Genomic DNA, 12,979 nt, shown 5'->3' with positions numbered 1-12,979 from the left:
CCATGACCGAGGAGATGCAGGACCGGGCCCTCACCGTCGTGCTGGCCGACGCGGCGGCGATCCGGAGCACCATCGAACGCAAGGCGAACCACAACCAGAACGTCATCGGCCTGCATCTGACGGTCGTCGCGGCGGTGGCCGGCTTCATCCTCGCGGAGAAGGCCGACCCCCGGCTCCTGCTCCTCCTGCCGCTCATCAGCGCGGCGTTGGGTCTCAACGTCGCCTCGCAGTACCGGGACATCCGCATCGCCGGTGAGTACATCGAGCAGGTCCTGAGCCCGGCCGTCGCCCGGTACACAGGGGACAGGACGCTGTTCGGCTGGGAGACGTTCTACTGGAAGCGGAAGTACGACGGGCACCTCTCCCAGGCCCTGGCGATGGGGCTGATCTTCCCCGGCGTGTCGACGGTGGCGTTGGCCGTCACCCTGCCGAGCGTGCGGAGCACGTCCGACGTGATCGCCTGGTCGATCGGGGCGGGGATGCTGGTGCTGCTCCTCGCCTCGTGGTCGTACCGGCTCCGGGAGATGGTGCGCGCCCGGCACGGACGCTTCCTGCGCCGGCGGGCAGCGCCGGCACCCGCATCTGCCCCGGCGGCCGCGCCGGAAGCAGCGGCCGTTCCGGCACCGGCGACCGCCCAGGGAGCCGCAGCCGCACCCGCGCCGGCCGCCGCGTCGGCCCCGGGAACGGCCGGGACCTGAACGTGCGCCGCGCCCGGGCGGCAGCCCGAACTCGGATGCACGACCCGGGACGCGGGCGGGAGAATGCCCCGTGCTGATCGATCACTGGCCCCTCGTGGGGCTGCGCGTCCGGACCGACCGTCTCGAGCTGCGGCTTCCCACCGACGACGAGCTCGCCGAACTGGCCGACCTGGCCGCGCGCGGCGTGCACCGGCCGGACGAACGTCCCTTCCTGACCCCGTGGACGGACCTGCCGCCCCGTGAGCTGGCCAGAGGGGTGGTGCAGCGGCACTGGCGGGACCGCGGGCTGTGGACCCCGTACCAGTGGACGCTGGAGCTGGCCGTGTTCGCGCACGGGCGACCGGTGGGCGTACAGCAGATGCGGGCGCGTGACTTCGCGGTGCTCCGCGAGGTGAAGAGCGCGTCCTGGCTGGGCCTGGAACACCAGGGGCGCGGCGTGGGGAGCGAGATGCGGGCGGCCATGCTGCATCTGGCGTTCGCGGGCCTCGACGCCGAGCACGCCGTCACCGAGTCGTTCACCGACAACCCCGCCCCGTTGGCCGTGTCCCGCAAGCTGGGCTACCGGCCGGACGGGACCAGCAGGGACGTGCTGGACGGCCAGGTGCGGGTCTCGCAGCGGCTGCGCCTGACCCGGCGGGACTGGGTGGCGTCCGACCGGCCCGCGGTCACGGTCGAGGGCCTCGACGATCGCTGCCGCGAGCTGTTCGGGCTGGGCGCCCCGGGCGTACCCCCGACGGCCTGACCCCCGGCAGCCCTACCTTCGGAAGCCAGACCCCGGCAGTCGACCCGCGCGGGCCGGGCCGGCGCCGCGCGGATGGTCAGGCGCCGGCCGCCTCCGGCAGCTCGCGCAGGCGCCGGACGGGCGAGAAGAACACCCAGAACACGCCGGCCAGCGCGCCGGCCGTCGCGATCCAGAGCGCTTCACGTACGCCGAGGGCGGCGCCCAGGCCGCCGCCGATCAGCGCGCCGATGGGGCGGATGCCGTAGTTGATGGTGCGCCGGACGCCGCTGGCCCGCGCCAGCAGGCGTTCCGGGGTGAGCGCGGTCTGGACCGACCCGCTCACGATGTCGAGCATCATGACGCCGACGGCGCACAGGAACTCGGCGGCGAAGAGCATCCCGAGCACCACGGGGGTCGGCCCGTCGGCCAGCGGGACGAGCAGCAGCGGCGCCGGGAAGAGCACGAAGGAGAAGACCAACGTCGGCCCGATGCCGAACCGGCGGGTGACCCGACCGGTGACGGCGGCGCCGATGAGCCCGCCCACGGCGCCCGCGCCGAGCACGGTGCCGAGCAGACCGGGCGAGAGGTGCAGGTCCCGGGTGGCGTAGAGCACGAACAGCGCGGCGAACATGAAGTTGAACAGGTTGACCGTCGTGGTGCCGAGCAGGATCGACCGCATCATCGGCGTACGGGTGATGAAGCGCAGCCCCTCGCCGATGCCCAGGCCGCCGCCGCGGGCCGGCGCCGGCTCCGTCGGGCGGATCCGGGTCAGGAAGTACGCGGACACGAGGTAGCTCAGTGCGTCGGCCACCAGGGCGATCGGGGCGGTCAGCAGCTGCACCAGGAAGCCGCCGATGCTCGGCCCGGCCACCAGCGACATGGCGCGGCTGCCGTTGATGAGCGTGTTCGCCTCGACGTACGCCCGCCGGTCCACGAGGGACACGAAGAGCGGCCCCCGGGCGACCTCGAACAGCACCGCGAGGGTGCCCATCGCGAACGCCACCGCGTAGAGCTGGGGCATGGTGAGCGCGTCGAGCACGTACGCGACCGGAAGGGTGCCGAGCAGCAGCGCCCGGCCCACGTCGGCGAGGATCATGATGCGCCGCTTGTGCGGGCGCCGGTCCACCCAGGCGCCGGCCACCAGCGAGAAGAGCAGGTTGGGTGTGAGCAGCGCGGCCGTGAGGTAGCCCATCTCGGCGGGCCCCGCGCCCGCGATGAGCACGGCGAGCAGCGGCAGCGCCAGGGTCGAGATCTCGTCCCCGAAGTACGACACGGTCTGCGCCGACCAGTAGCGGCGGAAGCCCACCTCGCGCAGGAGCCGGGGTAGGCGGCCACGGCGCGGTGGCGTGGTGGGGGCTGTTCCGGTCGGGGAGGGTGCGACGGTCGCCGTGGGGGCGCCGACCGAAGGGCCGGGCAGGTCAGCGCTCATCAGCGTCACCGGCCGGGTCGGCGGAGGCCGCGCCGGCCCCGCCGGTAGGGCCGGCCCCGTCGGCAGGGCCGGCGTCGTCGGTAGGGCCGGTAGGGCCGGCCCCGTCGGCAGGGCCGGTCCCGGCAGCGCCGCTAGGGCCGGTCCCGGCAATCTCGGGCGGCAGCACGGCGAGGCGCATGATGCTGACCCGGCGGGCGCCGGCGGGCCGCCGGGAGGGGTCGGTCACGCGGTCGTCGTACTCGGAGAGCACGGCGTCGATCCGCTCCTTGAGCTCGGCCATCTCCTCCGGCGTCACGTAGACGGTCCAGTCGCCGAAGCCGGTCACGGCCCGCCAGACCGCCGGCTCCTCGGGGCGCCGGGCCACGTACTCCTCGGCCCGCCGGACGTAGAGCGCGAGCTGCGCGGCGCTCAGCTCGTCGGTGGCGGCCCGCACCTGCGGGTCGTCGGAGTCGTCGTCCCAGGAGGTGGTGAGCGCGGTGGCCCGCCAGGGCCGTTCCCGCGCGTCCGCGCCGGGCGCCCGCTCGGCGAGCCCGTACTTGGCGAGCTGGCGCAGGTGGAACGAGCAGCTCGGGACGCTCTCGCCGAGCAGTTCGGCGGCGCGGGTGGCCGTCATCGGCCCCTGGTTGCGGAGCAGCCCGATGAGGGCCATCCGCAGCGGGTGCGCGTACCCCCGCAGTGCCTTGGGGTCGGTGAGCTTGAACGCGGGCAGAGCCATACGCTAAAGCTATCTTTAGAAAGATGTCTTTAGCAACCGCCCCACTCCCGCGATCTTGCACTTCCTGCCCCGTCAAACACGCACAAAAGCCGCGTCTTGAGGGCCGAAAGTGCAAGATCGCGGGGGTGAAAGGGGGCCAGGGTCAGGTGTAGAGCTTTGTCAGGTACGTCGGGCCGTAGTGGGACTCCAGGGCTTCGAGGCTCTCCTCGGGGGCCTCCAGCTCCTTCACGAGGCGCGCCCGGGAGGGCAGCACGTCCGGGTGCCAGGTCTCCGGCTTCCACAGCTGCGAGCGCAGGAACGCCTTCGCACAGTGGTAGAAGACCTGCTCGACCTCGACCACCACGGCGAGGATCGGCCGGTGACCCTTCACGACCATGTCGTCGAACCAGGGAGCGTCCCGCACCAGGCGTGCCCGACCGTTGACGCGCAGCGTGTCGGTCCGCCCGGGAATCAGGAAGATCAGCCCGACGTGCGGGTTCTCCAGGATGTTCCGGTAGCCGTCCGCCCGTCGGTTGCCGGGGCGCTCCGGCAGGGCGATCGTCCGGTCGTCGAGTACGAGCGCGAAGCCCGCCGGGTCGCCCTTGGGCGACACGTCGCAGCTGCCGTCCGCGCCCGACGTGGCCACCAGGCAGAACGGTGAGGCGGCCAACCACTGCCGGTCCCGCTCGTGCAGCCGCGTACGTTCCTTCGCGATCGCCCGCGGGACCGGCTCCCCCAACAGCTCGCGCAGTTCCTCCGGTGAGGTGATCTCCACGGTCACGTGATCCTCCTGGGCCTCGGCCTGGTCGCGCCGACGCCGCTGTCGGCCGTGGGTCGTGCCGCCGCCGCGCGGCGACCCGCTCCGCCAGCCTAGGCGAGCGCCGACACGCGAGGTTTGCCCGGCGGGGCCCCGGGTACCGCCCCCAACACGACGCGCAGACCAGACCAGTGGAGGCCGGAGATGGAGAGCCGACTCAAGGTGCTGGGCCATCCCGTCCATCCGATGCTGGTGATGTTCCCGATCGGCCTGCTGGTCACCGCCGTCATCTTCGACGTGGTCGACGCCCTCGGCGGGCCCGACTTCCTCGGCGAGGTCGCCTACTGGAACATCACCGTCGGCCTGATCGGTGGTCTGCTCGCGGCGATGGCGGGCGCGTTCGACCTGCTGGCCATCCCGACCGGCACCCGCGCCAAGCGGGTGGCGCTCAGCCACGCGGCGGCGAACCTGGCGGTGATCCTGCTCTTCGCCGCCATCTGGGTCGTACGCCTCAACGCCGAGTCCCGGGCGGCCGGTGGCGCGCTGATCGCCATCGAGGTGGTCGCGGTGGCCATCCTCGGGGTCAGCGCCTGGCTCGGCGGCGAACTGGTCGACCGGCTCGGCGTGGGCGTGGACGCCGAGGCCGGCCTGGACGCGCCCAGCTCGCTGCGGCCTCCCGCGGCCACGCAGCGGATCGGAGAGGCGCGATGAGCGGGAGCGGCGAGCGACGGGAGGCGGCGGCATGAGCGAACAGGGCGGCGGCGGGTTCGGACGCTGGCGCGGCCGGCAGCAGGGCTGGGACCCGATGGGGGAGCTCCAGTCCCTGCGTACGGAGCTGCGCCGGCTCGTCGGCGGCCGGTCCGGGCCGCCGGAGGTGGAGCTGTCGGAGACCGCGGACGGCTGGGAGGTGGTCGTCCGCCTGCCCGGCGTGGCGCCCGAGGAGGTGGCGGTCGAGCTGGACGACCGGGAACTCTGCGTACGGGCCCGCTCCGAGGCCGAGGTCAACGCCGACCAGGGCATCCCGGGCGGCTTCGAGACCCGGGGCTTCGAGTACCGGGTGGACCTGCCGTCGCGGGTGGACCCGGACGCCATCGACGCGGTGATGGACCACGGCCTGCTCCGCGTACGGCTGCCGCGCGCCGCCCGACCCGCGCCGCGCACCATCACCGTGGGCCGCGCCGGCCCGCGACCCCTCGGCGGTCGTACGCCGACGCCGGGCGACCCGGCCGCCGACCGGGAGCTGCACCGCCCGGACACGGCGACCGGCGAGATCGACCGGCCGTAGCGGGACCGCGTGGTCGCCCCGTCCCTGCTCGGCCCGGCCGCCGAGCGCGTACCCGACGTCGACCGGATCGCCGTGCTGCGCGCCAACGCGCTCGGCGACTTCATCTTCGTGCTGCCGGCGCTGGACGCGCTGCGGGCCGCGTACCCCGAGGTGGAGATCGTGCTGCTCGGCGCGCCGTGGCACGCGAAGCTCTGGCGCGACCGGCCCGGCCCGGTCGACCGGGTGCTGGTGGTGCCGCCGGCGGACGGCATCCGCTACCCGGAGCCGGACGAGGAGCCGGCCGCCATGGACGACTTCCTCGCCGCGGCGCGGGCCGAACGCTTCGACCTGGCGTTGCAGCTGCACGGCGGCGGCGCGAACTCCAACCCGTTGGTCGCCGCGCTCGGCGCCCGCGTGACGGCCGGGCTGCGGGCCGAGAACGCGCCGCCGCTGGACCGCTGGATCCGGTACGTCTACTACCAGCACGAGGTGATCCGCTACCTGGAGGTGGCGGCGCTGGTGGGCGCCCCGGCCACCACGATCGTGCCCACGCTCGCCGTCACCGCATCGGACCGGGCCGAGGCGGAGCGGGTGCTCGGCCCGGCGCGGCGGCCCCGGGTGGCGTTGCACCCCGGCGCGACGGACACGCGGCGGCGCTGGCCCGCCGAGCGGTTCGGGGAGGTCGCCCGCGAGCTGACCGGCGACGGGTACGAGGTGCTGGTCACCGGCACGCCCTCGGAGCGGGAGGTGGTGGACCGGGTGGTCGAGGCGGCCGGCGTGCCGCTACGGCCCCAGGTCGGCACGCTCAGCCTCGGCGGGCTGGCCGGCTGCTATGCCGACTGCGCGCTGGTGATCTCCAACGACACCGGGCCGCTGCACCTGGCCGCGGCCGTCGGCGCCCCGACCGTTGGCATCTTCTGGGTCGGCAACTTCATCAACACCGCGAACCCGCTGCGCGGCCGGCACCGGCCGATCAGCTCGTGGACCGTGCACTGCCCGGTCTGCGGGGTGGACTGCACGCCGGGCATCTACCCGCACCGCCCCGGCGACGGCGAATGCCCGCACCGGGACTCGTTCGTCACCGACGTGCCGGTGGCCGAGGTGCTGGAATCCGCCCGCGAGCTGTTGACCTGAGACTCCACCCCGCCGCGTGGCTCAGGCCGCGCCGCGTGGCTCAGGCCGCGCCGCCATGCTGACGACCGCGCCGCGCCCGGCTCAGGCCGGCTGCGCGGCGTCCTCGTCGGCGAGCACGACCTCCCACGCCTCCACGTCCCGGTCGGTGACGGTGGTCGGCGACTCCAGGTGGTACGCCCCGCTGGGCAGCACCCCCGCGCCGCCGTGGCGCTCCAGCACGGCGAGCTGGGCGGCGACGTCCTCGCCCTGGTGCTTCTCCTGCACGCGGCGCCAGAAGTCGAAGCCGCCCGAGTCGACGAGCTTCTCCCGGTCGTAGAGGACACAGCCGCCGATCCAGGAGACCTTGTACGCCCGCCACGCGCCCGGTGGCAGCGCCAGCTTCTGCGTGACGTGCAGCAGGTTCGCCGCCGGATGGATCTGCGCGCGGTCCCATTCCGGGGTGCCCGGCCGGACCCGCTCGGGCACCGGTCGGCCCTGCCACTCCTCGTAGTGGACGTGGGTCTCCGGCCGGACGTCGTCGACGTACGACAGGCCGTGCACGGCGTTGCCCACGAACCCGCAGCCCAGCTCGGTCAGGGCCGTCACGAGCCGGTGCAGCGCACCGGGCTCCAGCCAGACGTCGTCGTCGAGGCAGAGCACGTACCGGGCCGCCGAGGTGGCGAGCAGGTACGCCCGGTGCTCGGCGAGCCCCCGGCGCGGCAACCGGCGGGTGAGCAGCACCGGATGCCCGCGGTGGCGCAGCGCCCGGACCATGGTGGCGGCGGCCGGGTGGGCGAACGCCGGTTCGCCGTCGGACTGGTCGCTGACCACCACCCCGAAACCGGGCACCCCCTCCTGGGCGGCGAGCCCGGAGAGGGTGACCGCCAGCTCGGCGGGCCGGTTGCGGGTGGGGATCAGCACGTCGACCAGCCGGTCGGCGCGGAAGCGCTCCGGGGTTCCCGGGTCCAGCGGCCGGTTCACGACGGCTTGCTGGAGAACGACGGGTCGGACTCCCGCTCCTGGCCGTGCGCCCGGATCCGATCGATGATCCGCGAGGTGGAGCGGTCCGGCACGTACCCGAGGGTCCGGACCTGCCCGCCCAGCCGGCGCACCAGCGGCGCCTCCGGCACCATCTCCGGCGGGTAGTCGCCGCCCTTGACGTAGACGTCGGGGCGTACGGCCCGGATCAGCTCGGCCGGCGAGTCCTCCTCGAAGACCACCACGTGGTCCACGTAGGAGAGCGCGCCGAGCAGCGCGGCCCGGTCCTCCACCGGGTTCACCGGGCGGTCCGGTCCCTTGAGCCGGCGTACGCTCTCGTCCGAGTTGACCGCCACGATGAGCAGGTCGCCGAGGGTGCGGGCCTGCTCCAGGTACCGCACGTGACCCCGGTGCAGCACGTCGAAGCAGCCGTTGGTGAAGACCACCGCGCGTCCGGCGCGCCGGTGCTCGGCCACGATGGCGGCCAGCTCCGCCGCGTCGACCAGCACCGGATGCTCACCGTCCCGGTGCGGCCGGTCCAGGGCCGCCAGCAGGTCCTCCCGCCGGCAGACGCAGGTTCCGGTGTCCGAGACGGTGATGGTCGCGGTGAGCTGGGCCAGTTGGGCGGCCGTCGACAGCGGCGCGTCGGCCGCGAGGGCCAGCGTCATGGCGGCCAGGTACGCGTCCCCCGCACCGACCGCGTGGCTGGCCGGTACCGGTGTGCTGTGGCTGCGCCGGCGCTCGCCGTCGGCGCCGCCGACGACGGCGCCCTCGGTGTCGAGGGTCACGGCCACCACGTCCGCGCCGGTGTGGACGTGCAGCTCCGCGAGGCGCGACTCGGCCACCTTCGCCCGGTCGACGGCCTCGCCGTCGGCCGCGCTCACCGTCAGGCCGGTGGCGGCCACGCTCAGCCCGTCACCGGTCAGCGCCACCCGGTCGGGCGCCGCCTCGCCGGTCGGGCCGGTCCGGTCGAGCCTCGCCGCCGTGGCGCTGCCGTCGAGGCCTGCGGTCGCGTGGCCGTCGAGGCCGGCGGTCGCGTGGCCGTCGAGGCCGGTCGGGGTCGCGTGGCCGTCGGGGTTGGCGGTCGCGTGGTCGATCGGGTCGCCCGCCCGGTGCGTCGCTCCGGGGCCCTGCACGCTGTGGACACGGGGAGCGCGGTCGCCGGGGGCGGCGCCCACGGACAGTTCGGACGGCCCGTCGGCCGGATCGCCGTCGGGATGGTCCAGGTGCAGGTCGGGGCCGGTCGTACGGCGGGCGGCACCGGAGGCGCGGGCCAGCAGCCGGGTGGCCTCGGCGAAGCTCGGGGTCACCACGGTCGGGGCGAGGCCACGCCAGTCGGCGAGGTCGTGCGCGTCCAGGGCCACGGTCGCGTAGCGCTCGCGGTTGGCGACCAGCCACGCGCGTACCGGCTCGGGCAGCGCGCCGAGGCCGTAGTCGCAGACCACGAGCGTGGGCCGTTCGCCGCCGGCCGCGGCGCGCAACTCCTCCGTGGCGCAGTCCAGGGCGGTGAGCAGCCGCTGCACCCCGTCCGGGTCGAGCGGGTCGTCCGGTTCGCCGGAGTCCTCCCGGAGCAGGATCTGGTTGCCGGCGAGCATCCGCCGCTTCACCGGCGTGGGTCGCGCGGGCTGGTTGACCGTACGGTCCCACACGCCGGCGCGGTCCAGGCAGTCGTGGAGTTCGTCGCCGGCCACGTCGGCGCCGACCGGGGCCACCAGGACGGCCCGGCCGCCGAGCGCCGCGACGTTGACGGCGGTGTTCGCCGCGCCGCCCGCCGCGGAGATCCGCCGGCGGAGGGTGAGTACCGGTGCGGGCGCCTCCCGGCAGAGCCGGTCGGATTCCGCGAACCGCCACTCGTCGAGCATGGCGTCACCGATCACGAGGACCGGGCGGCCCTGCCAGCTCTCCACGACGCCGGCGAGCCGCCGCCGTTCCGCTGCTGCTCCTGCCATGCCTTCCGGGATCCCCCCGGCCCGATGGGTCAAACATGGCGGCCGTCCGGCCCCCGTCGGTCCGCTCGGTCCTCTCCGCTCGCCGGTCGCGCAGGTGGTCGGTGTCACGCCGATGTGCGTTTCGCCCGGTCCGTCCCGGGCACGATCCAGACGTACCCCCGGAGAGGAGATGCATCGAGATGGCAACGACACTTCAGGGCAAGCGGATCGCCTTCCTCGCCGCGGACGGCGTGGAGGAGGTCGAGTACGTCCAGCCGCGCGAGGCGGTGGAGAAGGCCGGCGCCACGGCCGAGCTGGTCTCGCTCAAGCCGGGCACCATCCGGGCCTTCAACCACCTCGACCCCTCCAAGCCGTACGACGTCGACGTGACCGTCGCCGAGGCGGACGCCGGCCGGTACGACGGCCTGGTGCTGCCGGGCGGTGTGGCGAACCCGGACTTCCTGCGTACGGACCCGGACGCGGTCCGTTTCGTCCGGGCGTTCTTCGACGCCGGCAAGCCGGTCGGGGTGATCTGCCACGGTCCGTGGACGCTGGTCGAGGCGGACGTGGTGCGCGGGCGCCGGATCACCTCCTGGCCGAGCCTGCGCACCGACCTCGTGAACGCGGGCGCCACCTGGGTGGACGAGCCCTGCGTCACCGACAACGGTCTGGTGAGCAGCCGCAAGCCGGACGACCTCCCGGCCTTCTGCGCCAAGATCGTCGAAGAGTTCGCCGAAGGCCCCCACTGACCCACCGCCCAACCCCGACCCCCCGGCCCCGCCCCGGCCCCCCGGCCCCCCTCGGCCCCCGCCCGACCCCGGTGATCATGAGGTTAGCGGCGAGTTCGATCTCCCATAGCCCCGCCAACCTCATGATCACCGGGGAGAGCGGGGGCCGGGGCGCGAGGAGTTTGGGCGGGGCGAGCATGGCTGCCCGTGCGTGGGGGAAGAAGGGCGGGTGACCACGGAGACGCATGCCGCACCGGTACTGAACAGCCGGCAGATCCGCCTGCTCATGCTCGGCCTGATGACGGGCATGCTGCTGGCGGCACTGGACCAGACCATCGTCGGTACCGCCCTGCCGACCATCGTCGGCGAGCTGGGCGGCATCAACCACTACTCGTGGGTGGTGACGGCGTACCTGCTCGCCTCGACCGCGTCGACCCCGCTGTACGGCAAGATGGCCGACCTGTTCGGGCGGCGTCCGGTCTTCCTGTTCTCGATCGGCACGTTCCTGCTCGGGTCGTTGCTGGCCGGGCTGTCCCAGAACATGACCCAGCTGATCATCACGCGGGGCATCCAAGGTCTGGGCGCCGGTGGCCTCATGACGCTCGCGTTCACGATCATCTCGGACGTGGTGTCGCCGCGAGACCGCGGTCGCTACCAGGGTCTCTTCGGCGCGGTCTTCGGCATCTCGTCGGTGGCCGGCCCGCTGGTCGGTGGGTACTTCGCGGAGACCAACTGGCGGTGGATCTTCTACATCAACGTCCCGTTGGCGTTGCTGGCCATCGTGGTCTGCTACCACGTCATGCGGCTGGTGCCGTTCCAGCGCCGTAAGCACGCCATCGACTGGCTCGGCGCGGCGCTGCTGGTGGCCGGGGTGAGCAGCCTGCTGCTGGCGCTCAGCTGGGGCGGCAACGAGTTCGCCTGGGGGTCCGGCGTGATCCTCGGCCTCTTCGCGGCCGGCGCCGTGCTGGGTGTGCTGTTCCTGCTCCAGGAGGCCCGGGTCGCCGAGCCCATCCTGCCGCTGCGGCTGTTCCGCAACCGCACGTTCGCCCTGGCCAACGGCGCGGGGTTCGTGCTCGGTCTGGTGATGTTCGGGTCGATCATCTTCATCCCGCTCTACCTCCAGATCGTCAAGGGCGCCTCGCCCACCCAGAGCGGTCTGCTCATGCTGCCGATGATGGCCGGCATCATCGTGACCTCGGTCCTCACCGGCCGGGCGATGAGCCGGATCGGCCGGTACAAGTGGTTCCCGGTGATCGGCTCGGCCGTCCTGCTCGCCGGGATGCTGCTCTTCACCCAGTTGCACGTCGACAGCTCGCTCTGGACGGCGTTCGGGTTCATGGTGGTCATCGGCGTGGGGCTGGGCCTCTGCATGCAGTCGCTGATCCTCGCCGTGCAGAACGCCGTCTCGATGCGGGACCTGGGCGCCGGCACGTCCTCGGCGACGTTCTTCCGGTCGCTCGGCGGTTCGTTCGGGGTGGCCATCCTCGGCGCGGTGCTCTCCTCGCGCCTCGCCACCGAGCTGTCCAGCCGGCTGCCCGGCGCGATCGCCCAGCTCCCGCCGGCCGAGCAGGCGGCCGTCCGTGCCAGCGGCGGCGCGAACATCTCGATCAACGACCCGGCCACCATCCTGGCCCTGCCGGGCCCGGTCCGCGCGGCCATCCAGAGTTCGTTCGTGGAGGGCCTGCACATGGTCTTCCTGACCGCCGGGCTCATCGCCATCGCCGCGGTGCTGGTCACCCTCGCCATGCCGAACGCGCAGCTGCGGGGCACCGGACCGCAGGGTGCCACCGGCGGCGCGGACCCGCTGGGTGGCAAGGCGGCGGCCCCGGGCGGCAAGCCGCTCACGCGGGAGTCGAAGGACGAGGCCGCCGCCGAGATGGAGGCGAAGTCCCAGACGATGCTCTGACCGCGCCCGGGCCGGGCCGGCCTCGCCCGCCGGGACGGAGGCCGGCCGTACCCGGCCCGGGCGATCGGTCGGCCTCCGCCCCGGCCCGCCCGGGCGATCGGTCGGCCTCCGCCCCGGCCCGCCCGGGCGATCGGTCGGCCTCCGCCCCGGCCCGCCCGGGCGATCTGTCGGCCGCCCCCGGTTGAACGGCGGGGCGTGCCACAGCCGGCCGCTCAGCCACGCCCCGTCGCGCGGGCGGAGGGCTCACTTCAGGATGAGCCGGTTCGTCTGTTCGAAGACGTCGAGGTCGGCCAGGGTCTCGGGCACCGAGGGGGAGAGCGGCCCCGGGAACTGGTCGCGGTGGAAGAAGCCGGCGTCGGTGGTCTCGTCGGTCACCCGGGAGAGCGTCCCGTCCCACTCCTCGACCCGGAAGGCCGTCGTGAAGATCTGGTACGTGTGCCCGTACATGTTGGTGTGCGTACGGTCCGGGCCGGTGTAGAGGGCGAAGGCGCTCACCCGCAGCGCCCGCAGCCCGGTCTCCTCGCGTACCTCGCGGACGGCGCAGTCGGCGATCGACTCGCCCAGCTCCATGGCGCCGGCGGGCATCGCCCACTGGCCGTTGTCCGACCGGCGGATCAGCAGGACGCGCCCCGCGTTGTCACGCACCACCGCGCGGGCACCGACGAACATCAGCGTCCGGTCCCCGGCCAGCGCGCGCAGTTGCCCCACGTACGAATCGGCCCAGGAGATGCTCACCCGGACAATCTACGAGGCACGGCCCGGG

Annotated in this window: 13 protein-coding genes; 7 read left to right on the top strand and 6 right to left on the bottom strand. The window is 73.9% G+C overall.

The window, feature by feature from the left end:
- Positions 1-2 precede the first annotated feature (2 nt).
- Together D7I43_RS08730 and D7I43_RS08725 are read left to right on the top strand one after the other, a co-directional pair.
- Positions 3-698 (top strand): hypothetical protein, encoded by a 696-nt coding sequence (locus D7I43_RS08730; protein WP_120327911.1) that lies wholly within the window; start codon positions 3-5, stop codon positions 696-698.
- A gap of 70 nt (positions 699-768) precedes the next feature.
- Entirely contained in the window at positions 769-1,440 is a 672-nt protein-coding gene (locus tag D7I43_RS08725; protein WP_120327910.1) for a GNAT family N-acetyltransferase, read from the top strand.
- A 76-nt stretch (positions 1,441-1,516) separates the two neighbouring features.
- On the opposite strand, the gene D7I43_RS08720 is transcribed toward D7I43_RS08725, so the two are convergent.
- The 3 genes from D7I43_RS08720 to D7I43_RS08710 all read right to left on the bottom strand — a co-directional run bounded on the left by D7I43_RS08720 (position 1,517) and on the right by D7I43_RS08710 (position 4,323).
- Positions 1,517-2,848 (bottom strand): MFS transporter, encoded by a 1,332-nt coding sequence (locus D7I43_RS08720; RefSeq protein ID WP_120328068.1) that lies wholly within the window; start codon positions 2,846-2,848, stop codon positions 1,517-1,519.
- A complete protein-coding gene (locus D7I43_RS08715) occupies positions 2,838-3,563 on the bottom strand; it encodes a winged helix-turn-helix domain-containing protein (protein WP_120327909.1) in 726 nt (241 codons plus the stop codon). The genes D7I43_RS08720 and D7I43_RS08715 overlap by 11 nt, the downstream gene beginning before the upstream one ends.
- A 142-nt stretch (positions 3,564-3,705) precedes the next feature.
- A complete protein-coding gene (locus D7I43_RS08710) occupies positions 3,706-4,323 on the bottom strand; it encodes a pyridoxamine 5'-phosphate oxidase family protein (protein ID WP_120327908.1) in 618 nt (205 codons plus the stop codon).
- Positions 4,324-4,503: 180 nt separating this feature from the next.
- Here D7I43_RS08710 and D7I43_RS08705 point away from each other — a divergent pair, with 180 nt between their 5' ends.
- The 3 genes from D7I43_RS08705 to D7I43_RS08695 are packed head-to-tail and all read left to right on the top strand — an operon-like array spanning position 4,504 to position 6,697.
- A complete protein-coding gene (locus D7I43_RS08705) occupies positions 4,504-5,010 on the top strand; it encodes a DUF2231 domain-containing protein (protein WP_120327907.1) in 507 nt (168 codons plus the stop codon).
- Between the two features lie 31 nt (positions 5,011-5,041).
- Positions 5,042-5,584 carry an Hsp20/alpha crystallin family protein gene (locus D7I43_RS08700; protein ID WP_120327906.1) on the top strand — a complete coding sequence of 181 codons (543 nt, stop codon included), beginning with the start codon at positions 5,042-5,044 and terminating at the stop codon, positions 5,582-5,584.
- Between the two features lie 9 nt (positions 5,585-5,593).
- Positions 5,594-6,697: a glycosyltransferase family 9 protein gene (locus tag D7I43_RS08695; protein ID WP_120327905.1), complete on the top strand. Its 1,104-nt coding sequence runs from the start codon at positions 5,594-5,596 to the stop codon at positions 6,695-6,697.
- Positions 6,698-6,778: 81 nt separating this feature from the next.
- Here the strand turns inward: D7I43_RS08695 and D7I43_RS08690 are convergent, their stop codons facing one another.
- Complete coding sequence (locus D7I43_RS08690) at positions 6,779-7,657, bottom strand: glycosyltransferase family 2 protein (RefSeq protein WP_120327904.1); 879 nt, start codon at positions 7,655-7,657, stop codon at positions 6,779-6,781.
- Complete coding sequence (gene rfaE2 / locus D7I43_RS08685) at positions 7,654-9,603, bottom strand: D-glycero-beta-D-manno-heptose 1-phosphate adenylyltransferase (protein WP_120327903.1); 1,950 nt, start codon at positions 9,601-9,603, stop codon at positions 7,654-7,656. The genes D7I43_RS08690 and rfaE2 overlap by 4 nt, the downstream gene beginning before the upstream one ends.
- Before the next feature lie 179 nt (positions 9,604-9,782).
- On the opposite strand from rfaE2, the gene D7I43_RS08680 reads away from it, so the two are divergent.
- Positions 9,783-10,331, top strand: a complete 549-nt coding sequence (locus tag D7I43_RS08680; protein WP_120327902.1) for a type 1 glutamine amidotransferase domain-containing protein — start codon at positions 9,783-9,785, stop codon at positions 10,329-10,331.
- A gap of 208 nt (positions 10,332-10,539) precedes the next feature.
- Positions 10,540-12,216 carry an MDR family MFS transporter gene (locus D7I43_RS08675; RefSeq protein WP_240032862.1) on the top strand — a complete coding sequence of 559 codons (1,677 nt, stop codon included), beginning with the start codon at positions 10,540-10,542 and terminating at the stop codon, positions 12,214-12,216.
- Positions 12,217-12,459: 243 nt separating this feature from the next.
- Here D7I43_RS08675 and D7I43_RS08670 read toward each other — a convergent pair whose 3' ends face one another.
- Positions 12,460-12,951, bottom strand: a complete 492-nt coding sequence (locus D7I43_RS08670; protein WP_120327901.1) for an NUDIX domain-containing protein — start codon at positions 12,949-12,951, stop codon at positions 12,460-12,462.
- Positions 12,952-12,979: the final 28 nt, after the last annotated feature.

Origin of the sequence: Micromonospora globbae (genome assembly GCF_003610785.1) — a bacterium.
Taxonomy (GTDB): Bacteria; Actinomycetota; Actinomycetes; order Mycobacteriales; family Micromonosporaceae; genus Micromonospora; species Micromonospora globbae.
This window is presented reverse-complemented; position numbering and strand designations above follow the sequence as displayed.